The 23,689-nt window shown below is 38.9% G+C and carries 25 protein-coding genes and 2 riboswitches; of the genes, 5 read left to right on the top strand and 20 right to left on the bottom strand.

All coding sequences use genetic code 11. The features are described 5' to 3' along the window. Positions 1-96: 96 nt before the first annotated feature. From H131_RS24390 to H131_RS11130, 6 genes are all read right to left on the bottom strand, one after another. Positions 97-270, bottom strand: coding sequence for a hypothetical protein (locus H131_RS24390; RefSeq protein ID WP_010859240.1), 174 nt, complete (start codon positions 268-270; stop codon positions 97-99). 300 nt (positions 271-570) lie between these two features. Beyond that, entirely contained in the window at positions 571-999 is a 429-nt protein-coding gene (msrB, locus tag H131_RS11150) for a peptide-methionine (R)-S-oxide reductase MsrB (RefSeq protein WP_010859239.1), read from the bottom strand. Continuing rightward, the gene (gene msrA, locus H131_RS11145) at positions 996-1,526 is read right to left on the bottom strand and encodes a peptide-methionine (S)-S-oxide reductase MsrA (protein WP_010859238.1); all 531 of its coding nucleotides are present in this window, start codon (positions 1,524-1,526) and stop codon (positions 996-998) included. Before msrA ends, msrB begins: the two co-directional genes overlap by 4 nt. A gap of 13 nt (positions 1,527-1,539) precedes the next feature. After that, positions 1,540-2,118, bottom strand: coding sequence for a YpmS family protein (locus tag H131_RS11140; RefSeq protein ID WP_010859237.1), 579 nt, complete (start codon positions 2,116-2,118; stop codon positions 1,540-1,542). Between the two features lie 4 nt (positions 2,119-2,122). Beyond that, on the bottom strand, positions 2,123-3,052 hold the full coding sequence (locus tag H131_RS11135; protein WP_230491841.1) for a GDSL-type esterase/lipase family protein: 930 nt from the start codon (positions 3,050-3,052) through the stop codon (positions 2,123-2,125). 328 nt (positions 3,053-3,380) lie between these two features. Continuing rightward, positions 3,381-4,223, bottom strand: a complete 843-nt coding sequence (locus tag H131_RS11130; protein WP_010859235.1) for a DegV family protein — start codon at positions 4,221-4,223, stop codon at positions 3,381-3,383. A 275-nt stretch (positions 4,224-4,498) separates the two neighbouring features. Between H131_RS11130 and trhA the strand changes: the two genes are divergently transcribed. Then, complete coding sequence (trhA, locus tag H131_RS11125) at positions 4,499-5,134, top strand: PAQR family membrane homeostasis protein TrhA (protein ID WP_010859234.1); 636 nt, start codon at positions 4,499-4,501, stop codon at positions 5,132-5,134. Between the two features lie 65 nt (positions 5,135-5,199). Here trhA and H131_RS11120 read toward each other — a convergent pair whose 3' ends face one another. Next, on the bottom strand, positions 5,200-5,688 hold the full coding sequence (locus tag H131_RS11120) for a dihydrofolate reductase (protein WP_010859233.1): 489 nt from the start codon (positions 5,686-5,688) through the stop codon (positions 5,200-5,202). Between the two features lie 172 nt (positions 5,689-5,860). On the opposite strand from H131_RS11120, the gene H131_RS11115 reads away from it, so the two are divergent. Together H131_RS11115 and H131_RS11110 are read left to right on the top strand one after the other, a co-directional pair. After that, positions 5,861-6,778, top strand: coding sequence for an alpha/beta hydrolase (locus tag H131_RS11115; protein ID WP_010859232.1), 918 nt, complete (start codon positions 5,861-5,863; stop codon positions 6,776-6,778). A gap of 60 nt (positions 6,779-6,838) precedes the next feature. Beyond that, positions 6,839-8,035: a class I SAM-dependent rRNA methyltransferase gene (locus H131_RS11110; RefSeq protein ID WP_010859231.1), complete on the top strand. Its 1,197-nt coding sequence runs from the start codon at positions 6,839-6,841 to the stop codon at positions 8,033-8,035. A 23-nt stretch (positions 8,036-8,058) separates the two neighbouring features. Here H131_RS11110 and H131_RS11105 read toward each other — a convergent pair whose 3' ends face one another. Both H131_RS11105 and H131_RS11100 read right to left on the bottom strand, forming a co-directional pair. Beyond that, positions 8,059-8,730, bottom strand: a complete 672-nt coding sequence (locus H131_RS11105; RefSeq protein WP_010859230.1) for an NAD(P)/FAD-dependent oxidoreductase — start codon at positions 8,728-8,730, stop codon at positions 8,059-8,061. 95 nt (positions 8,731-8,825) lie between these two features. Beyond that, entirely contained in the window at positions 8,826-9,821 is a 996-nt protein-coding gene (locus tag H131_RS11100; RefSeq protein ID WP_010859229.1) for an ABC transporter substrate-binding protein, read from the bottom strand. 227 nt (positions 9,822-10,048) lie between these two features. Continuing rightward, a riboswitch (cobalamin riboswitch) is annotated at positions 10,049-10,232 on the bottom strand. 175 nt (positions 10,233-10,407) lie between these two features. On the opposite strand from H131_RS11100, the gene H131_RS11095 reads away from it, so the two are divergent. Continuing rightward, complete coding sequence (locus H131_RS11095; RefSeq protein WP_010859228.1) at positions 10,408-12,348, top strand: elongation factor G; 1,941 nt, start codon at positions 10,408-10,410, stop codon at positions 12,346-12,348. Between the two features lie 1,113 nt (positions 12,349-13,461). Here the strand turns inward: H131_RS11095 and H131_RS11085 are convergent. Continuing rightward, positions 13,462-14,244, bottom strand: a complete 783-nt coding sequence (locus H131_RS11085) for a hypothetical protein (protein ID WP_010859226.1) — start codon at positions 14,242-14,244, stop codon at positions 13,462-13,464. Positions 14,245-14,520: 276 nt separating this feature from the next. Continuing rightward, a riboswitch (cobalamin riboswitch) is annotated at positions 14,521-14,702 on the bottom strand. A 439-nt stretch (positions 14,703-15,141) separates the two neighbouring features. Between H131_RS11085 and H131_RS11080 the strand changes: the two genes are divergently transcribed. Then, positions 15,142-15,609, top strand: coding sequence for an NUDIX hydrolase (locus H131_RS11080; RefSeq protein WP_010859225.1), 468 nt, complete (start codon positions 15,142-15,144; stop codon positions 15,607-15,609). 100 nt (positions 15,610-15,709) lie between these two features. Here the strand turns inward: H131_RS11080 and H131_RS11075 are convergent, their stop codons facing one another. The 10 genes from H131_RS11075 to H131_RS11030 all read right to left on the bottom strand — a co-directional run bounded on the left by H131_RS11075 (position 15,710) and on the right by H131_RS11030 (position 23,625). Beyond that, positions 15,710-15,907: a hypothetical protein gene (locus H131_RS11075; protein WP_010859224.1), complete on the bottom strand. Its 198-nt coding sequence runs from the start codon at positions 15,905-15,907 to the stop codon at positions 15,710-15,712. Positions 15,908-16,172: 265 nt separating this feature from the next. After that, positions 16,173-16,895: an ABC transporter ATP-binding protein gene (locus H131_RS11070; RefSeq protein ID WP_010859223.1), complete on the bottom strand. Its 723-nt coding sequence runs from the start codon at positions 16,893-16,895 to the stop codon at positions 16,173-16,175. 12 nt (positions 16,896-16,907) lie between these two features. Further along, entirely contained in the window at positions 16,908-17,657 is a 750-nt protein-coding gene (locus H131_RS11065) for an ATP-binding cassette domain-containing protein (RefSeq protein ID WP_010859222.1), read from the bottom strand. After that, entirely contained in the window at positions 17,650-18,462 is an 813-nt protein-coding gene (locus H131_RS11060) for an ABC transporter permease (protein ID WP_010859221.1), read from the bottom strand. The genes H131_RS11065 and H131_RS11060 overlap by 8 nt, the downstream gene beginning before the upstream one ends. Further along, entirely contained in the window at positions 18,462-19,430 is a 969-nt protein-coding gene (locus H131_RS11055; RefSeq protein WP_010859220.1) for an ABC transporter permease, read from the bottom strand. The genes H131_RS11060 and H131_RS11055 overlap by 1 nt, the downstream gene beginning before the upstream one ends. Beyond that, positions 19,420-21,012 (bottom strand): ABC transporter substrate-binding protein, encoded by a 1,593-nt coding sequence (locus H131_RS11050; RefSeq protein WP_010859219.1) that lies wholly within the window; start codon positions 21,010-21,012, stop codon positions 19,420-19,422. The genes H131_RS11055 and H131_RS11050 overlap by 11 nt, the downstream gene beginning before the upstream one ends. Before the next feature lie 35 nt (positions 21,013-21,047). Next, a complete protein-coding gene (locus H131_RS11045) occupies positions 21,048-21,854 on the bottom strand; it encodes an urease accessory protein UreD (protein ID WP_010859218.1) in 807 nt (268 codons plus the stop codon). After that, positions 21,847-22,476: an urease accessory protein UreG gene (gene ureG / locus H131_RS11040; RefSeq protein WP_010859217.1), complete on the bottom strand. Its 630-nt coding sequence runs from the start codon at positions 22,474-22,476 to the stop codon at positions 21,847-21,849. The genes H131_RS11045 and ureG overlap by 8 nt, the downstream gene beginning before the upstream one ends. Before the next feature lie 20 nt (positions 22,477-22,496). Next, positions 22,497-23,237, bottom strand: a complete 741-nt coding sequence (locus H131_RS11035) for an urease accessory protein UreF (protein ID WP_230491839.1) — start codon at positions 23,235-23,237, stop codon at positions 22,497-22,499. Further along, positions 23,179-23,625, bottom strand: a complete 447-nt coding sequence (locus H131_RS11030; RefSeq protein ID WP_010859215.1) for an urease accessory protein UreE — start codon at positions 23,623-23,625, stop codon at positions 23,179-23,181. The genes H131_RS11035 and H131_RS11030 overlap by 59 nt, the downstream gene beginning before the upstream one ends. Positions 23,626-23,689: the final 64 nt, after the last annotated feature.

Genomic DNA, 23,689 nt, shown 5'->3' with positions numbered 1-23,689 from the left:
CTGAGGAAAGGGAGTGCCTGGAACGGAAAGCAACGATTTCTTACTATTTCTTCTAAAATGAAAAAACTGTAAACAAAATCCATTTTTTGAATTTGTCTAAACGCCTAGCACAGTGTGTACTAGGCGTCGACGTGCATAGATTTGTTTCATGTCACTTTGATGACGTAAATAATCGGCTTCTTCCACATGATGCGCCCACATAGGACGTTCAATAATTTTTCGATGAGCCTTAAAATTAAAATCAATAGCCACTTCCAATATGCGTACCAAATGGTCTTCAGTCACCATTTAGTCAATTGTCAGTATGTAATTGATCTCGTGTTCGTCATCCTACCCATCACCTCAATTTTTTATAGACGTACACTAGTTGATTGGAGCGTAGGCGGCGACTTCTGCGGGAATAGCATGAGCGAAAAGGCCCCACAGGAGCGTAGCGACGAGGAGACTGAAGTCAGGCCCGCGAAAAGCGTCCGCCGTAGCGGAAATCAACGGCTCCATATATACTTCTATTAAGAGAAGAAAAAAGACTGAAAACGCCTAGCACGGTGGGTACTAGGCGTTTTTACGTTCTTATTTAAACAATGAAATATATTCAGCATAGCCTTCTTTTTCTAAATTTTCTTTTGGGATAAAACGAAGAGCCGCAGAGTTAATGCAATAACGTAAGCCCCCAAGCTCAGCTGGTCCATCTGGGAAGACATGTCCTAAATGCGAGTTAGCCTCTTTGCTACGCACTTCTACACGACGCATGCCATGTGTCGTATCAAAATGCTCAATTACTTCTTCAATGATAATTGGTTTAGCAAATGCTGGCCAGCCACAACCTGCGTCAAACTTATCGAATGAGCTAAACAACGGCTTACCTGAAACGATATCGACATAAATACCATCTACAAAGTGCTGGTCATATTCATTACGAAATGGTGGTTCTGTCCCATTTTCCTGCGTGACATAGTATTGCATATCTGTTAACTCTTTTAATCGCTGTTCTTTGCTCATTTATTGTGCCCCCAGTGTAGCGCCTGAAACGCTTCGCGACCTGAGCCGACTGCATAGCGTTCATAGTGCATTGGATTTTTCTTATAATAATATTGATGGTAATCTTCGGCTGCATAAAACGTACTTGCAGGTAAAATTCTCACGGTAATCGGCTTGTTAAATTTTCCTGATGCCGCTAAATCAGCCTTTGAGCGTTCTGCCAGTTCACTTTGTTCTTCATCATGATAAAAAATCGCAGTTGTGTAAGATTGACCTCGATCATAAAATTGTCCTCCAGCATCAGTAGGATCGATTAATGTCCAGAATGTTGACAGTAATTGCTCGTACGAATAGAGCTCATCATCGAACATAATTTGAACAGCTTCCACATGACCTGTCGTTTCAGAGCACACTTGTTCATATGTTGGATTTTCAACATGGCCTCCTGTGTAGCCAGAAATCACGGATTCTATGCCAGGTGTCTCATCGAATGGCTTGACCATGCACCAAAAACAGCCACCCGCAAACGTTGCATATTGTATTGCCATTTCTTCTCACTCCTTATTGACCAGGAACGATAATTTCCAATAAAATTTTATCGTTTGGTAAGTCTAGTTCCTTCGCGCGCACACGAGATCCTGAAGCAATATTTACACGTGATAAATCAATGTAAATTTCTGCTCTATTCGGATCCACAGTAATCCATGAAGGGAATTCCACCGAATCACGCATTATTTTCATCGTGGTCTCCGGTGGAATATTCAATAGGCCGACATTCATCTCCGTTTGCTTTAATATAATATTGCCTTTCTTATCCACAATCGGTTCAAAATTCATGGTAATTGGAATTTCAGTATAAAAGACCGTCAATTTACTCTTAAGTTGAATGTCATCACCTATTGTGAAATCAATCGGTAATGGCGAACCCTTGGCTGTATCCTTTAAATACTTTTTCGATATCGATTCAAATTCCTTCGTTGTTGTTTGAACGACTAGTACATTGCCTTTTACTTCTTCACTTTCTGAACTCTTCGCTAAATTTACTCCATCTACTGGTTTCGTAGCTAAATAAACGACGAGGAGGATCGCAAAAAGCACCGTTCCTGCTAATGCGAAAAATGCGAATTTCCATTTATTCATTTTGTCACTCCTCGAAGCCTATTTCCTTGTTAATCTTCTTTTCCATTCCGCATTGCCCCATTGCTTCTAAAATTCGCTCTGTCATTTTATCGTAACCTTTTGCATTAGGGTGAAAGAAATCCGTATGATAAACGAGTTCTTCATTCGAATCAAATAAATCTTCCACTGATACATAGCATGCATTTGTATCCTTACTAGCTACCCTTTCAATCACATTATTCCATTCAGTAATAATTGTATCAAATTCATTGGCCTCATTTGTGACGATAGAGAATGGATTATAAAAGCCAATTAGTAATAGTGGTACTGTTGGGTTTTTTGCACGAATACCATCAATAATTTTACTATAGCGTTTTTCATAGGCCTGTAATTCAGCATCAAAAGCATCGCGTTTCAGATTAAATAGATCCTGTTTAACAACTTTCATTACATCGTTTCCACCCATTGTCAATGAAATGAGTTGTGCTTGTTGTAACTCTTCATCATAATGCCCTTTTTTCACTAATTTTAATAGCTGATCACTACGTCTTCCCCTTTTTCCTCGATTATCAACCTCAACTTCTGAAATCGAAGGCCAAGTGAGCAGTGAGTCTGCTAATCTTCCAACATAACCGTCTTGACTATACTCATCACCAACACCATCCGTTAAAGAATCTCCTAGTGCCAGGTAATGTAGTTGCTCCGCGTTTTCATCATCAATTTGCCGTAAATCCTCTGGTGAAGGTTCAAAAAAATGTTCAAAAATTTGCGTCAACATATTACTAGAGGATTTACCCTCGTCTTCTGTTTGTTGCTCATCCTGTCTCATATCTTGCTCCGTCGCTGCCTGATCACTTTCTGGTTCAGCCTGCGGATTCGGTTCATCTATTGAAATAGCACAACCACTTAGTACTAAGACGATCAAACATGACAAAATTACTCGCCAGATGTCCATTTGACCACCTTCCATCTTTTACTGTTACTACTATTATAGATAGTTCACGCTGCAATGAAAAGTGACTATACTTCACTTTATAAATAAATTAACCTAATGCATTTCACTTGCACTGTTTTTAATCCATCTTTAGATCTCAACGTCATGGCTATTTTTCGCATAGCATACATCTGCCAAAGAAGGCAGACCACCACCAAGGGGGAAAAAATGCGTTATATTTATCTAGATCTGCTAAGGACCCAAATCCCCTCAATTGTGGCAGTACTAAAACGCCTATTGTAAGTAAATAAAAAGCCACTACAATTATTTATGTAGCAGCTCTTGATTATTATTCTGAAAAATAAATAAATCCAATCGCACCCGGACCTGTATGTGTAGAGATAATTGGTGATGTAAAGGCAATCTCTACCTCATCAAAGCCAGTACTTTCTACTAATTCTTTTAAAGGTCCTCCCATAGTTGTCAACCCATCAGCATGGGAAATCCCAACAGCCTTCACTGTTTTACCAGCAGTATCCGCTTGGAATTGCTTAAATAGGAAGTTAACGACTTGTTTGTGACTACGTACTTTTGACACCGGGTTGTATGCCCCACCCTCTAAGTTCGCAATGACTTTAATATTGAGCAGTGAACCGATAAAGCCCGTACCTTTACCAATACGTCCACCTTTAATAAGGTTTTCGAGCGTATCAACAATTACGTATAAATGAGTGTTTTCACGTACTTGGTCTAGGCGTGCGACGATTTGTTCAACTGTAGCACCCGCATCACGAATTTTTATTGCTTCTCTTAACTGAATAGCAAGTCCAACGGCGATGAATCGTGAATCGATAACTGTGACATCTGCATCAGTCATTTGAGCAGCTTGTCGAGCAGACTCTACAGTACCACTCATGCCACCTGTCATATGAATTGAAATGATTTGGTCACCATCTTTACCGAGTTCATCATATAACTCTTTAAATTTCCCTGGTGCAGGCTGTGAACTTTTTGGTAAATTTTCCGCTTCCTTCATTAAGCCTAAAAAGGGTTGTGGCTCTAAATCTACACCGTCTATATACGTTTTACCATCAATTTGGATCGTTAACGGCACAATATGTATACCGTGTTGTGCTACCTCTTCTTTAGTTAAATCACAAGTTGAGTCCGTTACAATATGAATTCGTCCCACTTTGACACATCCTTTTACTTCATTAAAATTAATTATATAGACTAATGTTTCCATATGTAAACATGACATTTGTCATTTGACATGTCAATTCCTAGTCTTTTTCGTGGACTTTACCTTTGATACTATAGCTTTTTTTTACTGAATTTGTCTAATAAATACCTCTAAAAGTGGCAGAAAATCCGTATGACACTTTTGACATGAAAGATATGACAAATGTAAATAGTCGAATGTAAGCTATCGGGGTATAGTAAAAGTAACGAAAGGAAGTGTTTTAAATGATGAATTCATTTGACTATAAAACGTGGAAGGAAGAGCTTTGGAATGCCATTACACACGGCGTTGGTTTTATAGCCAGTATTCCAGCACTTATTGTCCTGATTTTAGCAGGTGTACAACATGGCAGTGCGATGCATATTGTAACCTTCAGTGTATTCGGCACCTCCGTCATCATCTTGTTTTTAATGTCGACACTGCTTCATAGCATGCCTGAAAAATACAAACGCTTTTTTGCCATCCTCGACCATTCCTCTATTTATATTTTAATTGCAGGGACCTATACACCCTTTCTATTACTTGCGGTTGGCGGAGCAATGGGCGTTACGTTACTTTGCATAATTTGGACACTTGCCATTGTTGGCGTACTCTTTAAATGCTTTTTTATCAATCGCTTTGAAATTCTTTCTCTACTCTTTTACATTGGTATGGGCTGGCTCATTATTTTTGCCATTAAACCCGTTTATATTTACTTAGGGAATCCTGGTTTTTCACTGCTATTAGCTGGTGGTCTTTTTTATACAATTGGTGCGATTTTTTATGCATGGCGCTCTCTTCCCTACAACCATACAATCTGGCACCTCTTTGTTCTAGCAGGATGTGGTTCCATGTATGCCTGTATCTATTTTTACCTATAGTAAAAGCACGGTGTTAGCAGACACCGTGCACCTTCATTATAACCGACTGGCTGTAAACGAGTGATTTAACGATTTTGAGATTTTCGTTCAAAAATTTGATATTGAAAAGTATAGCCCTCTGGTGCAGTCTCAGGTTCTTGTGCCGAAACTTCAATAAAGTCCTCTTCATATTTTGGGAAGAATGTATCCCCATTAAACGCATGATTAATTTTTGTAATGTATATTCGATCTGTAATTGGCATTGATATACGGAATATTTGTTCACCACCAATTATCATAATTTCTGGGACATCTCCTGCAAGGGCAAGAGCCGCCTCTAAACTCGTTACTGTTTCAATACCATCAGCATGGTAGCTTTCATCACGAGTAATGACAATATTGCGGCGTCCCGGAAGCGCTCTACCAATGGATTCAAATGTTTTACGTCCCATAATCATTGGCTTGCCCATCGTTTTTTCTTTAAAGTATTGTAAATCTCCGGGGAGATGCCACGGCATGCCGTTTTCATAACCAATTACGTACTTTTCATCATGTGCTACAATTAAAGAAATCATTTTGTCCCTCCTAGTTAACTAGTTCATTATATTATAAACATATTTTTGCTTTACAATCGGAATATTTCTGCTCATTAATAAAATTATTTTGTTTTTCAATATTAAATCCTAGTAAAATTATATGAATAGTTTATAATAAGATTATAAACGTAAATATAAAGGACTGATGAACATGACCTGGTTAACGAATGAAGCTGTACGTTATATACATGCAACTAATTCGAATGCACATTATTATGAAGCAACCCCTCAAGAAGCAAGAGCAATGCGAGCCGTTCCTAAATGGCAATCTACTCGCGTTCCGCAACTTGCATCGATTGTCAATAAAAAAATACTTGTGCGTGATGGAGCAAAAATTAATGCACGTATTTATACACCTGTTCATAACGAAACATTACCTGTTATCGTGTATTACCACGGTGGTGGCTGGGTATTTGGTGATTTAGAGTCGGCTGATGCAGGTTGTCAGTTACTTGCTGAAAAAGCGCAGGCAATCGTCGTGTCAGTAGATTACCGATTAGCTCCTGAATACCACTTCCCAACACCGCTTCTCGATGCTTATGATGGCTTACTTTGGGTATATGAAAACATAGCAAGTTTTGGTGGAGAGGCATCGCGTCTCTCAGTTGCTGGAGATAGTGCGGGTGGCAACTTAGCGACGGTCGTGGCCTATTTAGCTGCCATTTTAAACGGGCCTAAAATTGCTGCACAGGCACTTATTTATCCTGTCACAAATGTCGATTTCACTACCCCTTCCTACACAACTTATGGTGAACACTTTGGTTTAGACAAACAAGGTATGGAATGGTTTGCTAGTCATTATACAGATGTAGATAACTATACAAATCCACTTGTTTCACCATTGCTTCTTGAACATGTTAGTGTCTTACCAAAGACAATCATTATAGCAGCGGAAGCAGATGTACTCTATGATGAAGGCCTTGCCTACGCACAAAAACTGGCCGATGCAGGTGTGATTGTCGAACATGTACACATGTCTGGACTCATCCATAGCTATTTTAGCAAAATGGAGTTTTTCGAAGAAGCTACCCTTGATACTGTTGAAAAAATCGCCGCATTTGTGAAATAAGTTTGTTAACCCTACCAAACAATGAGATAATAGAGCAAAATGTTTTTAAAGGATGACAACATGACACAAACTATTGCATTACAAATTAACAATCAATTTGCCGCATCATTAAAAAAGGGCTATCCGCTAATTTCAAAAGATGCGGTCGACGTACGGAAACTGCCACAAGAGGAAGGCGCCCTACTGCGACTACTGGATATCCATAACCGCTTTATTGGTACAGGTTATTATGGTGTACAAAATAAAGGTATCGGCTGGATGTTAACGCCCGATGCAGATGAAGAAATCGATAAAGCATTTTTTGCTAAAAAAATAAAAAAAGCCATTCAAAATCGTGAAGCTTTCTTTAACAATGGTCATACTACAGCCTTCCGGGTCTTCAATGGGGAAGGTGATGGTATTGGTGGACTAACGATTGACTTCTTTGAAGGCTATTATATGGTGAGTTGGTATAGTGCAGGCATCTATTCATTTAAAGAAGCGGTCTACGAGGCACTTGCAGAGACAGTAAACTATAAAGCCATTTATGAGAAGAAGCGTTTTGATAGCAAAGGGCAATATATCGAACAAGACGATTTCGTGATGGGTACACCCGGCGAATTTCCAATCATTGTGAAGGAAAATGGCATGAACTACGCTGTTAATTTGAACGATGGTGCGATGACAGGTATTTTCCTTGATCAACGTGAAGTGCGACTTGCTATTCACGAGCGCTATTCTCAACATAAAAATATGTTGAATACATTCTCTTATACAGGAGCGTTCTCAGTTGCAGCAGCTCTTGGTAGAGCAATGAAAACGACAAGTGTAGACGTAGCCAAGCGTAGTTTAGCGAAAACAATAGAGCAATTTAGTGTCAATAACATTGACTACGAAGCACAAGACATTAAAGTAATGGATGTATTTCAATATTTCAAATATGCACAGCGACATCATTTAAAATTTGACCTTGTTGTTTTAGATCCACCTAGCTTTGCACGTACAAAGCAAATAACGTTTTCAACTGCCAAGGACTATCCTAAATTATTAATGGATGCAATCGACATTACAGAGAAAAATGGCATTATAGTGGCGTCAACGAATAACGCAAGCTTTGGCATAAAAAAGTTTAGAGGTTTTATTGACCAAGCATTCAAGGAAACAAATACTCGCTATAAAATTGTTGAAGAATTCGGCCTACCAAAGGACTTCCGCGTACCTCGTGAATTTCCTGAGTTCAATTATTTAAAGGTTGTTTTTATTCAAAAACTAAACTAAAAAAACGGGTGGCTCTTTTCGAGTCACTCGTTTTTTAGATGTTGCCAAAATGCAGCGGTATTTGTTCTACGGTAAAATTTATAAAACGGCTCTTCTGGACGCGCATAGTCTTTATATAGGGTGATAATTTGATGAAGCAAGACTTCTATATGTTGAATCGACACACGTTTGGCAAATAATGTACCCGCTTGTGCATGAACACCCATTGGAACTGCACCTAAATAGATGTCAAAGCTGTCCTTCTGATAAACAAGTCCAATATCATCATATATCGCATTATAGCAGGCGGATGCACAACCGTTGACATTTAATCGTAACCTTTTCGGAACTTCTAAACCTTCCAATGCAATGTATAATTGTTCTGTAATCGCAGCGGCCTCCATTTTATCGCCATCGCAAAAATCACAGGCCTTCATCGCAACAATTGAACCTTGTTTTGCTATATACAAGCCAGCTTGTTGTAATGTCTTAATCGCTTGCTCCACACCATTCGTAGGTACAGATAAAAGGATACTGTACGATGCAGAATATTTAATGGCCCCACCCTCACCAACAACTTCCGCAATTTTTTGAAATTGGGCTGGCGTATAGTGTTTATTAATCATACCAGGACTCACGGCTAGACGTGCAAATTCTCCATTGGCATTGAGTGTTGCAAATGTTTTTTCAGGAATATTATTACGAAATGCGTTCACCAATCTCTCTCCCTATGAAAAAGAGCTAGCAAATTGCTAGCCCATTTTAATTACAAATTTACTTTTTGGATTTCATTTTCTTTTGTGCTTAAGAGTTAAAAATTCTCCGGATAGAATCCTTGCGCTAAAATTTGAATCGCCTCTGCTGCACGTACCCCTTCTGATGCTGCTGATAGCGGTAAAATAACAAAGCGCTCATTAGTTACGGCTGCAGTTTCTTTTAACGCTGGATCATTTTTTAGAAAGTTGATTTTTTCCTCGGCTGTTGTAGCACCGTAATCAATGACAACAATAACTTCAGGATTACGTTCTACTGCATCTTCTTTTGATACAGTTGTCCAACCTGATTCCACATCGCCAAAGATATTGTGACCACCGGCAACTGTAACAAGCTCATTCATAAAGTTTTGTGCAGCTGTAAAGACTTCCTTTTCCCCACTATCATAAACAAGAACTCGTAGCGCTTCCTTATCTTGTGGTAGCTTTTCTCGTACAGACTCTACCTCTTTCGTCATCTGCTCAATTAAAGCTTCCCCACGATCCACTACTCGAAAAATGGATGCGATATTACGAATATCGGTGAAAATATCGTCCAGCGTTGGATTCGTAATACTAGAAGATGTATGTAAATATGTGTGGATACCAAGTGCCTCTAATTCTTCTGGTGTTCCAACGCCCTTCTCACTAAAACCACTTTTCCATCCTGCATATAAAAAATCAGCTTCTGTATCAATTATTTGTTCTTTCGATGGATACTGTTCAGCTAAAACTGTTACTTTATCATATGCAGCTTGTAACGGCTCATAAATTTTGTCATCTAAATAAGCTGTACCTACCATTGAATCTTCTAGGCCTAGAGCCAGCATGATCTCTGTGACATGCTGATTTAAGCTAATCGCCTTTTTTGGCGCTTCTGTATAAACTTGCCTCGTATCATTATTTTCCATCGTTATTTCCGTAGTTTCAGCTTGTGCTGGTTCTACCTTTTCACTTTGCGCAGCTAATTCTTGTTCATCCTTACTGTTGCAAGCACCTAAAATGCTTAACATCGCAATAACAAGAATAAGCCATATGCCTTTCCACTTGTTCATGTCTGTTTTCCCCTTTGTTATGTAATCTGTATAGTAAGAAATCAAAGATTTCTTTGCTACCTATATTCTATTGACTGAATCTAGTAACATTCAGCCCAAATATAACGACTTATGACGTCAATTCGTTAAAAAAGGGCATAAAAAATCCCCTTGTTTCCAAGAGGGTATCATAGTGAATTAATCCAGGTTCTCCAACCAGTCACTACAGCCATCCTCGTGGCCTGAAGTAAATTATGTATGTATTGGCAGGTATCCTGGCTTAGGCTCATCATCTACTCCTTTCCATAGTTTCCTACAGTGGATGTAGTCTAGACTCCCCATTTACAGTTGCGGGACAGCATCGGATTTGCACCGATTTCCCTTTTAAGCAAATGACCTAAAGCCATTTGCACCAATATGTATTTTATTTCTACTTGAAAGACTAGCAGAAGTGAAATTTGATAGCAATCACACAAAAATATCCAATAATAAAAATGATTAATAACCTAGCACTATTTAAACATAAACACTAACTATTTCACACGAAATCTTTTTATGTGAATTCTGTTACAATAAAGAGAAATGTACGATGGAAATGAGGATTTTTATGTATAAAACAATTGGCGTACTCGCTCACGTGGATGCAGGGAAAACGACATTCTCTGAGCAGTTACTTTATCATACGAATAGTATTCAAGCTCGCGGACGTGTCGATCACCAGGATACTTTTTTAGATAATCATGAGATTGAACGTGCACGTGGCATTACTATATTTGCTGAGCAAGCACGCATGCAAGTTGGCAATGAAACATATACGCTTATTGATACGCCCGGGCATGTGGATTTCTCTCCTGAAATGGAACGTGCGATACGTGTCATGGACTATGCCGTTCTTGTCGTTAGTGCAGTCGAAGGCGTACAGGGCCATACCGAAACAGTGTGGCAGCTACTACGCCAGTATCATGTACCAACGTTGTTCTTTATCAACAAAATCGATCGTGAAGGGGCCGATGTCGAAGCAGTAAAGAAACAGCTTCAAAAGGAATTTTCTGCTGATGTTTTGTTAATAAATGAACCGCTCCGCACTGACTCTATATCGAGTCAAATGAAGGAGTGGCTTGCTGAGCGAGATGAACAGTTACTCGATGCTTTTCTCGCTGAAACGCTAGAGAACCATACTTGTCTAACCCGTTTGCAAACAATGATCAAGGAAGAGCTAGCCTTCCCTTGCTTTTTCGGGTCTGCCTTAAAAGATATTGGCATCAAGGAATTTTTGATGCAACTTTCCCTTCTCACTGAGACTAAATATAAAAAAGACGAACCGTTTCAAGGTGAGGTATTTAAAATTCGCCATGACGGGCAACAGCGCTTAACATTTATTAAAGCATTACAAGGCACGCTGCATGTTCGTGATGATTTTACTTTTGGTGAGATTTCTGAAAAAGTGACCGAAATACGGTTATATAATGGGAATCGCTTTGAAACAGTGCAAGAAGTAAGTGCTGGAGAAGTATTTGCAGTGAAGGGGCTCAGTCAAGCAAACATTGGTGACATCTTGGGCAGTGCGATGTGTCCTCAGCCATTTGAACTAGTACCAACATTACAAGCGAAAGTGCAATATGTAGGACAACAACATATAAAGGAAATATTGAAAATCTTCCGTTTGCTTGAAGCCGAGGAGCCCTCATTACGTGTTGTGTGGCACGAGAAATTTCAGGAAATTCACGTACACATTATGGGCGTCATTCAGCTTGAAGTACTAAGTGACGTGCTAAAAGATCGCTTTGCACTGACAGTTACATTTGGTGAACCCCAAATTTTATATATGGAAACAATTGCAACAGTGGTGACAGGCTATGGCCATTTTGAACCATTAAAGCATTATGCTGAGGTGCATTTACGCATGGAACCCACTACACGTGGTGCTGGCAATACGTTTGTCAACTCTTGTCACGCTGATGATTTATCTGTCGGGCATCAACGGCTTATTGAAAAGCACCTATTCGAGCGTGAACACCATGGACTATTAACAGGTTTCCCTGTCACAGATATCCGGTTCACCCTTCTAACTGGCAGTGCACATATCAAGCATACGGATGGCGGCGATTTTCGAGAAGCGACATTCCGCGCACTGCGTCAAGGCCTAGAACAAGCTGAAAATCTATTGCTTGAACCCTATTACCGCTTCAAGCTAAAGGCGCCTAACGATTTTATTGGCCGCATGATGACCGATATTCAACAAGCAGCCGGCACTTTTGATGCGCCGATTATGACAGAAGAACAGGTAATTTTAACAGGGCGTGCACCTGTCGCTACCTTTATGAGCTACAGTACAGTCTTTGCAGCTTACACAAATGGCAAAGGCTCACTGTCGCTACAATTTGATGGCTATGATGTTTGTCATAATACAGAGGAAATCATTGCCCAAATAGCCTACGATAAAAATGCCGACCCTGCGTATACTTCATCTAGTATATTTTGTGCCAAAGGAAAAGGCTACTCGATTCCATGGCATGAAGCACAAGCTGCCATGCATTGCATAAAATAAAATGAAACTTCAATCAGAGGAGGCTTTTTGTCCCTACTGATTGTTAGTTGAACCAATCGGGCTTTTACAGTCAGTTAATCTCCCCTAGCGGACTCGTTGTCATCTTCAACTTGAAGCGGTGTCTTACTGACCGTTAATGCGGGATACAGTGAAACTTCAATCAGAGGAGGCTTTTGTTCCCACTGATTGTTAGTTGAACCAATCGGGCTTTTACGGTCAGTGTTAATCTCCCCTAGCGGAATCGTTGTCATCTTCAACTTGAAGCGGTGTCTTACTGACCGTTAATGCGGGATACATAAATCTTATCAATTATTAAGCAACGAAGGGGGTATATTTTTGAAAAAATCTATTTGGCTAGTTTATTGCAGGAAAATTCTTTGGCTAATTGGCTTACTCTTATTAGTAATGTTATTGTCAAAGATTGAAAAAATCATTCAACAAAATGTAAGTGAAACTTTCAACTTTATGCCTGTCATCTGGTCAAATCCATTCATTGCTGTTCTACTAGGTTTCTATATTTCGCTTATCATTGTAAAAAAATGGGTCACTCAACATAAATCTATCATTATTATGGTGTGTCGCTATTCCTTGTTTGTTACTTACGTTCGCTTACCCAGTTTTCGCTACATTTGAATCGTTGCCAATAACTATAAAAAAACCAATCATTTTGGATTGGCTACTAAACATTTATTCTTCGGATGTGTTCGGTATAATCGCTGGCATGTCACTCATCCTTAGTATGTTCAGCGCACCTAAAAATGATTGATAACTGGACTTAATGCATCCTTCCCTAGTTTCATTTAAGAGAATGATAAAAAAAATTCTCCACAAAAGTGGAGGATTCAGACTAAAGGCAAACTTAAATCTCTTTGATTTTGCCTTCAGTCTTTTGAATAAATAGTAAAAAACCGTTGATTTCCGCGGGAATCGCATGAGCGAAAAGGCCCCGCAGGAGCGTAGCGAAGAGTAGACTGAAGCCATGCCCGCGAAAAGCGTCCGCCGTAGCGGATCTCAACAGGTTATAGGTCCCTCTAAAAGAAAAAAGCTGTCAACAAACCAATTTTTTGAGTTTGTTGACAGCCTAAATGCACCACCAAGGTGGAGGAGTTACTTTTATAAAGCTTGCGCGGTACTATTTGTCTCTTCAATGAGTAAATAAGCAGGTTCCACAATGACATAGCCATGATTGTTTGAAAAATCAACTAACACAGTGCCCGGCTTACTTTTTAATAATTGTAAGTTATCGATAACTTGGAGCAATAGTTCATGACCATTGCCACGAGGATGCCAATTTAAATGGTAATCATTTAGTGTTTTTACAGCTTGCATAAATTGCGCATATTCGTGCTCTACGTATTTTTTTAGATTCGATAATTTATTTGACTCTCTTTTTGTCGCAATTACTAATGCTAAATCTGCTACATACGTCTCATAAAAACGCATGACCATCGAGCACAATAAATCATTTACACGTGCAGCGCTTAAAATCGGCTTTGGGTCCAAATGAAGTCTTTCTAAATTTGGTTTTGCACGAACCGAATCGATACGTGTAATTAAATGATACGCTTCTCCGTTCACTTCATAAACAATCGGATTGGTCGGCATATACATCATAAAGCCATTCTTTCTTGTTTTTAACTCATCAGCTACATTTGCTTTGGCCAATAGATGTCCATCATACCCTTCATTTTGAATCCAGATGATTGCTTTGTTATATAAAATGCGATTAAATAATCGTTCGTTGCGAATAAGTCCTGTTGCTAAAAACTGATCGACAAGTGATTCGATGACGATTCTTGTCTTCGTCTGCTTACCAACTTCAGTGCGTGGATGCTTACAAATTTTCATAGCTGATTGATGCTTTTCCTGTGCTGTACATACATGAATATTCGTCATACGTGCATTCCTCTTTTCGTACATATTTTCAAAACGACAGGTGTACGGCCACTAAAAAAAAAAAAACGGATTTCTTCTTCAATAAGAGGAAATCCGTTATGTAATGGCTATAACACCTTATACATATCATTCATCACGTAACATCAAACATCGCCAACATAGGAAAGAAACGGTTCGGTACCGAATAACTTCTTTTACTATGGGCGTTTGACGTACAGTGACAAACAGAATATTCTGTTTTGTCAACATGCCACCTCCTATTCCTCGTAGGGTTTTGGTGTGTACTCGTAATAGGCAGGTCTCCTGACTTACGGTCAACGCATCTTTCCCCTTCCCGTCTTTAGACAGTGGTATTCAAAAAAGACGCTCACATTTACAGTTGCGGGACAGTGTCGGACTTCCACCGACTTCCCTTTTAGTAAATTGATTCAATTTACACCTATTACTACACGCTATTCAGTTGTGAAAGAACGTGAACTACGTCACATTCCTTATAGATTACTAGTATTAATTGTAAAGAAGTGTTTTTACATTGTCAATTATAACAAAATATTCCATATACTTTATGATGGAGAGTATAGAGTCACTTGTTAGTTCTCTAAAATTACCTTTTTTTATTTTGATAGACTACATGCTAATGTGGAAGTTTTTTTTATAAAGTTCTATATAAGATATAATATAGTTATCAACGCACCCTTGCATTCAACTTGAGACTCTTTAAGAAAAGTTGTAAATGGCAAACATCAGCCTACATAGTTAAAAATTTTTTGACCGTAAAGTAGGACAAGGACTTGAAGGAAAAAAAGACACCGTCCATCTTTATAAAAAATTCTCTTCTGGAAAATAAAGTTAAATACAGAGACATTTGGGCTAAAACAAGGAATGAGGTAATCATTGATGAATGACTACATTAAAACAATGAGACAAATGATTGGACATGAAACTCTATTGACGATTGGATGCGGAGCAATAATTGAAGATGATATTGGACGTATTCTTTTACAAAAAAGGACTGACAATAATATTTGGGGCATCCCAGGAGGCATCTTGGAAATCGGAGAAACCTATGAAGAGACAGTCAAAAGGGAGGTCTTTGAGGAAACTAATCTTATTCTGAACAATGTAAGTTTGTTTGGATTGTATTCAGGTAAAAATGGTTTTGCAGAGTACTCAAATGGAGATAAAGTATTTAGTGTTCAGATAATATTTTACTCAAACGATTATCAAGGCACTTTACAAATCAATGATGAAAGTAGCGAATTGCACTTTGTATCGAGAAATGAAATACCATTAAATCTCAATCCTCACCAAGCCCCATTCATCATGGATTGGCACAATGGTATGCCTACACCAGTAATAAAATGAAAACGTTCTTGAACTAATCAGGTACGGGGCCTTTGGGAAAATAAAAAAACAGTTAAGCTGCAATAGCCTAACCGTTATAGTAGAACGTCTTGAACTACCATTAATCGTTAAGTAATCCAGCACGAATCGTCTCAATATGAACATCAGCGCCTAGTTCAAGATTTTCAAGTTGAGCGCGCGTCATATAGTACATGCTAATACTTCCGTTAATACCGAGGCGAACTTCGAATAAAGTATTATCTATCTGCGTTATCTCAATCGAGTTATTGTGGTCAAGTTGTAAGTTTACACTTTTCATTCGGTATCACCCCATTCAATTATAACGTGAATACTTGTAGAAAACATGTTTAGTGGCATGTACCTAAAAATAAACCTTAGAGAACTAAACTAAAGTTACTTCATAAATTATCTTTTAGAAGATTATTGCTAAAGGAATTCAAAAAACGGTCAAGCTATAGGAACTTAACCGTTGATTGTTTAATTCAGTATGAAATAATTTCGGTAAATTGTATATAAACATGCAGCAACTTTTGAAATAGTAGCTCGCCCCCTGCAAAAGTTCATCATTCTATCGCTTGAAACAGCTTTTGGGCGTAGTTGTTGGTTAATCGAAAAACACCTTGTTCTTTTTTACTTTCATCGACCATTACGCCATCCTTCATGACGTATAATCGTTCGCATAAATAGGAAACAGCCTTTAAATTATGGGAAATAAATAATATCGCCATGTTCCGTTCTTTATTTAGTGTCATTAATAAATCAATAATTTCCCGTTGAATTAATCGGTCTAAGCTGGAAACAATTTCGTCGCACACTAACAATTTGGGCTCTACTAAAATGGACCTTAACAAATTAACTCTTTGTCTTTCTCCACCACTTAGCTCATTTGGCAAACAATTTAACACAGCGATTGGTAGCTTCACCTTGTCGAGCATGGCATGCAAATAGTCGTTGGTTACTGATTTTTTATGCTGTAATGGCTCCAATAATGATTCCCTCACAGTCCACAATGGGTTTAAGGCGGCAGTTGCATTCTGGAATATCAACTGACATTGTTCATAAAATGACTGACAATTTTTCTTCGTAATGCGCACGTCATTCAAATGAATATGACCTTGATCGGCCTTTTCCAACTGCATAATGATTTTGGCAAGTGTGCTTTTACCGCTTCCACTTTCGCCTACCAGTCCAACGATTTCGCCATGTCCTACGAAAACGTTCACATGCTGTAGTATTTGCTGCCCTCTATGAAAGGTTTTACTAACATTTTCTACTTGCAGCAACAATGACATTTCCCCCTAAAAATGATTCTCTAAAAGTAGCTTTGTATATGAATTTTTCGGCGTTTCAAATATATCGGTTACCAGACCTGTTTCCACGACCTCACCTTTCTTCATGACAACTACTGAATGCGCAGCTGAAACAGCGATGTCCAAATCATGCGTAATGAGTAATATGGTAGTTCCTTTTTCGTCATTAAGTTTTTTCAGTAATTCAATAAAATCCTTTTGAATGAGCATATCGAGTGCAGATGTTGGTTCATCTGCGATTAATAATGTGGGCTCCGTATATAAGGCACAAGCGATCATACACCGTTGCAGCATGCCTCCTGAAAGCTCAAAGGGATAGCGTTCCATTATGTCTTCTGTTAAATCCAAATCCTGTAAAATCAGACGCATTTTTTGAAAAAACACCATTTTCGTATGGCCTTTTTTGTGCCCTGTAAAGATAAACAATTGGTGTTTCATTTTCGTGGAGGGTGAAAAGCTATTCGCTGCATCCTGAAAGATCGTAAAAAAATGCATTTTGCGTAGCTCCACTTTGTCTTTTGGGGACATTTCGACTAAATTTTTGTCATTTAAAGAAATAGCTCCCGACGCCTGTGCATGCACAGGTAATAAGCCAAGGATGGCAGATACAGTCATACTTTTCCCACTACCACTCTCCCCAATAATTGACGTAATACGGCCTTTAGGTACTGTAAACGTTACATTATTGATAAGTTGTCTTCCGTTCAATGAAACAGATAATCCATCAATGCTAAGCATGAGAACGCTCACCTCCTTGCTTCTTTAATGCCTCCCCGATAAATTGAAGACATAAAATTGTGAAGAAAATTAAAAGTCCCGGAAATAATCCAATCCACCATGCACCAACAAGTAAATCTGTTTGAGCTGAATACAGCATTGTGCCCCAAGACGGCGTTGCTGGTGGTACACCGATTCCTAAAAAACTAAGCGATACTTCCATGAAAATAGCACCAGCGAAGTTAAATAGTGTTACGACAAAAATAGCAGGGAAACTATTGCGCAACAAATGCCCAAACAATATTTTCCATGTAGGTGTACGGAACATCACGGCCATTTGGACAAATTCTGATTCCTTTAGTCGCATAAATTCAGAGCGTACAATACGCGCCGTGACAAACCAACCTGTCACGCCTATAATGACAGCCATACTCCATACACTTCCTCGCATTATGGCTTGAAAAGCAAGCACGATGACTAGTGATGGGATGGTTAAAAATGCTTCTAGCATCCGCATCATGACTATGTCTACCATTCCCCCAAAATAGCCACTAATCCCGCCATAAATAAGCCCAATGATTGTGGAAATCACAACAGATACTACAGCTATCAGAAAAGTCACCTGCCCCCCTACAAGTAAGCGTGATAGCACATCACGACCTAATTGATCTGTACCAAGTAAATGACCACCACTAGGAGAAGCATAAATATTATTCATATCCATTGAATTTGGCTCATAAGGGGCTAGCAATGATGACAAAGCAGTCAAAGCAAAAATGATAGCAAGTAAGATTAGCCAGAAAAAGAGCATTTTTCGCGATTTCATCAGCGCAGCACACCCCTTCTTAGCTTTGGATTGATAACAATCATTAAGAAATCAATGATAAAAAGACTAACAACAACGACCACACCGATAATCAGTACCCCACCCATTAATAATGGAAAATCTTTCACCATAACTGATTTGACGAGTAGCTGTCCTAACCCTGACCATCCAAATAGGGATTCTACAACAATTGAACCTCCAAAAAATGATGGAATCGTAACCCCTACATAATTTACATACGGAATAAATGCATTACGCAAAATATTTTTTCTAATTTCTCGTTCTGCTACGCCATTAGCGCGAGCAACCTGAACATAATAGCTTTTACTTTCACTCTTTACGCAGTCCTGTAAAAATCGTGCAAATATACCCACATGAGAAAGTACAAGGACTGAAACAGGTAGGATAATATGGTGCATTCTATCAGCAAATCCCCCTTCCCCTCGCACATCGTTCATTCCAGATGAAGGGAACCAGCCTAACTGTACTGAAAAGACCATCATTACTAATATGCCTAACCAAAACGAAGGTACAGCGGAGCTAGCAATACTGAAGATCGACAATCCTCGATCTAGGAGTGAACCTTCTTTCATCCCAGCCAGTAAACCTAGCCAAGTAGATGATATTGCTAATATCAATAAGGTGATACCAACAAGTTGTAACGTATTTGGCAGCTTCTCTAGCAAAATGGTAGAAACCGCTCTTCCTTCTTTTGCGGAATAACCTAGATTCCCTGTGACAGCCTCACTAAGCCAAGCACCGTACTGTGACATAACTGATTTATCTAAGCCGAAAGCTTGTTCAATCCTTTCCTTCTCAGCTGTTGTTAAAGTTTGTGAATTTCCACCATAGTAGGCCGCTGCTGGATTTCCTGGTGCGGCATGCATGATGAAAAAAGACAGGAAGCTCACGATAATGAGGACAATTGTCCCCATTATCATGCGCTTCCCAATCCACTTAGCGATCATGCCATTTCCACTCCTCGACATTCCACAAGAAGCCTGCGCCATGATGGCCCAATATGCGTTCTTTCACACCGCTAATATTTTTATCGATACCGTAAACTGCATCAACATATGCAAAATAAGTAAACGGTGGATCTTCTGCTAATTCCTCTTGTAATGCCATATAAATTGCTTGTCGTTCAGAAGGGTCAACTGTTACACGCCCTTTCTCTAATAACGCATCCACGTTTGCGTTAGAATAGCTTCCGTAATTGTAGCCGGCACTTGTTAAACTTGATTGGTCTGTATGGAATAAGCTATACGTATGATGGTCTGCATCATATGGACTGCCCCAACCGACCATAAACGTTTCTGTCTCTTCAATCACAATATTACTCCAATCTAATGCAGCTACTTCGACATCTGCGCCAACTACTTTATAGCCCTCAGCAACATAGTTAGCCATATTGACACGTACAGTATCTGTTGCAGGCACTGTAATGGTGAAGCCAAGCTTTTGACCATCTTTATAACGAAAACCATCATTTTTTAATTTCCAACCTGATTGCTCAAGTAAATCTTGTGCTTTGTCTACATTGTAAGCATAATGCTCAATATTTTCATTGGCGAATGTATGCTTTTGTAGTGGCGAATATGCCTCTATACCAAATCCTTGTAAAATGCCTTTCACAATTCCTGCGCGATCTGTCGCATAGCTAATGGCCTTTCGGATATTTACATCTTGCCAAAGGTCTGATTGCATGTTAAATAAAATACCACGGTAATCTGCTGAATCTACCTCATACATTTTTAAATGCTCTGCTTGCGAAAGCTCTGCAATTTGCGTAGGATCTAGTAATGCAATATCAACTTCACCCGATTTAAGTTGTAACGCTCGAACATTACTATCTGGTATAAATTTAAATATTACTTTATCTAAAGAAGCTTTTGTACCAAAAAACGAAGGATAGGCTTTCAATGTTAAACTGGTGCCTCGATCCCATTTGTCAAACATAAATGGGCCAGCCCCTATAGGTTCTGCGTTAAATGAAGCTGTGCGCATATCTTGTCCTTTAAATGCGTGCTTCGGCAATATAGGTACCGTTAGTTTATCCAGCATCGGCGTGAATGGCTTATCTAACTTCAGCTTCATCGTTGTTTCATTCACTTTTTCCATAGCCGTCACGTGAATAAAATCAGACTTTAAAAACGATGCATTATGATCGTCTAGAATACTTTCTATGGTAAAAATGACATCGTCCACCGTTAAAATTTGGCCATCATGGAACGTCACATCATTTTTTATTTTCACTGTATATGTCAACTGATCATCGGAAACTTGTACATTCTCAGCAATATCATTGACTGGTAAATTATTTTTATCAAAACGCATTAATCCACGAAATAAAAAAGCATCTAAATTCGTTTCTTCTAAAATTGGGTTCAAACCATTGAACTCTGACTCCGAGGCATAAATAAGTTCATTAGCTTTTGATGATGTCTCAGCAGACTTTTGTTTTTCTTTCCCTTGATTAGACTCATTTCCACACCCAACCAAGCTAAAAACAAGAGCTGTTAACATTATAAATAATGAAAACTTTTTCAATTCTCTCTATCTCCTTTAAAATTCAACATACTTTCTTATATTAAATTTGAAACATGTACAAACATGCGGTTTATTTCTTTATGTAGTGTCCGTTGCTCTTTCGAAAGCCATCTACAATGAATAGCAAAATCGTTAAGCTTCGTTACACTCGCTTGCGTATCACTCTCGGCATGCATCGTTTCCTGTAATTCTCTTACATTAAGTTGCTCAACATTTGGCGAAACCACCCATAACGAACCAATATACAACGAATTTTCAAGAATCCCCATAGATGAAAAATCCATTTCCTCTGGTTTAAAATGCAATGTATCAAAGGCGATTAAAGCATCTTCTACATATATTTTGTATTGCGAGCGAAACGACTGAAAATCAAAAATTTCTCCGCGCATTTCTCGTCCAGGGGCAATTATTTCTCCCCAGATCAACGTAGAGCTTGCCATCATTCGAATGGTCGTATCAACCTGAAATTTGGCTCGTTCGAATGGAATTGTCACTTCCGGCATCCATTCTAATCGAGCATTCTCTCCCAATTTAACGGTAATGGATTGTGTACAAAATTCACCTGTATGGGAAGGATAAATTTTTAAAGCGGATTGTTGCTTTAATCTAACTTGACTGTCAGGAGCAAGTTTTATATCAATTTCATTCCTGTCTCCTGCGACCATGCCACCTGAAGATTCCATGATAAAAACAGTTGCTGTTGGCTTTTGACCTTCATATAATTCACGACTTGCCTTCAATGGAGGTTGTTGGTACACATGAACAAGTCGTGTGTACCCTCTTCTTGGCTCAAAGGCCATTTCTAATTTTCCAAAATGATTTACTTTTCCTTGCTTAGACATGTGCGTCAACTGCTTCAGCACCCTCTAATAACATCTGGTGCTGTATCCACGCTACCACTTTATCTACATTTGTTTGTGAGCGAACATCCGCAAAAATGTAAGGACGTCCGGCTCTCATTTTTTTCACATCTTCATCCATAAGGTCTAAATCCACGCCAACATGAGGCGCAAGTGATGTTTTATTGATAAGCAATAGATCCGACCGTGTTAAGGCTGGACCACCTTTACGTGGGATATCTTGACCTTCTGCCACATCAATTACGTAAATATAACCATCCACAAGCTCTGGACTAAATGTTGCCGATAAATTATCGCCACCACTTTCTAAGAAAATAATGTCTAAATCTGGGAAGCGTTTGTTTAGTTCATCGATTGCCGAAAAGTTCATGGATGCATCTTCTCGGATTGCTGTATGTGGACATCCACCTGTTTCAACACCTACGATGCGATCCTCATTAAGCACCCCATTTGTTATTAAATATTGCGCATCTTCTCGAGTATAAATATCATTGGTAATAACAGCCACATTATATCGCTCATGCATAACGCGCGTTAATTGGTCAACTAACGATGTTTTTCCTGACCCAACTGGTCCACCGATGCCGATTCGTATTGGTTTCATAAAAAGTTCCAACTCCCTACTTAAGAAATAAATAATCTTGAAAATAAAAATTCATGCTTCATAGAGGCAAGTTCAATTCCTAATGCATTATTTGATAAATCATCTATCGTCAAACGCATCACTTTTTGTGCGGCTTCCTCTACATGAACAAGCAGTTCATTTAAAGCCTGTACCCCAGTATTTTGTCCGAACGGCACTGCCCGTACGGCATTTTGTACTAACCCACTTAATGACGCGTACATAAATGTCATAACTGCATGATACACATTGACCCCAAGCGCCTCACTATATATACCGTAAAGGACTGCATAATGGCCCTTGACATCTTCTTTGTCTATCTTGTGCTTCCACTGCTCTACTAACGAACTGTCAATGAGAGGGGCTACAGTTCGAACAAATTGTTTGCCAACGTTCACGCTAGCATCTCTTGATTCCTTTGCTAGCTTAATAGCCCCACAAAGCTCATCTAGCTCAGCAAGACGCGCTTCATTTCTTGCTTTTGCTGCATGGAACGCATCTTGAATAATCAATGCATCTCCACTTACTAAATTATGAAATAAATAAGTTTTACAAAATTCAATTAACTGCGCTTTCGTTTGAATCAAATCTTCCTGAATATACGTTTCCATGCCGTATGAGTGCGTATAGGAGCCAATTGGAAAGGCTGAGTCATGAATTTGTAATAAACGCAGCAAAGAGAAATCAGTGAGAGTGTCCGCGGAATTTGAACGGTTGTTTAAAGCGTCGCTCTGTCGTTTCATATTGGACTCCTACTTCGTCTAATAACGGATTAATCGTATGATCGGCACGTACAATAATTTCACCATTTTCAATCAAACATGGTGTATGGCGATTGCCTAACTCAAACGCAGCTTTTCCCATTTCCATCATGTTTTTTGGGCAAATTACAATGACTGGCTCTAATTTTGTACGGATTGCAATACGTCGCTCCCCGTCTTCGAATAATAAATCACCATATTTTAACGGTTCTTCACCGCTTAAACGTAAAGCGATATCTGTCCCTTTATCTGTTTCTGTACGAAGAATGCGTTTACTTAACGCTTCCCAGTCAAGTTCAATCCATTCTGTTAACTTACTGTCTACTTCTTCTTCTTGACCAATATTTCCAATAATTTTTTCGATTAACATGTTGTTTGCACTCCTCATTTATTAATGGTTTTCAAATCACCCTGTAATTCCTGCAATATTCTAA

This window comes from Lysinibacillus sphaericus OT4b.31, assembly GCF_000392615.1.
In the GTDB taxonomy this organism is placed as follows: Bacteria; Bacillota; Bacilli; order Bacillales_A; family Planococcaceae; genus Lysinibacillus; species Lysinibacillus sphaericus_B.
This window is presented reverse-complemented; position numbering and strand designations above follow the sequence as displayed.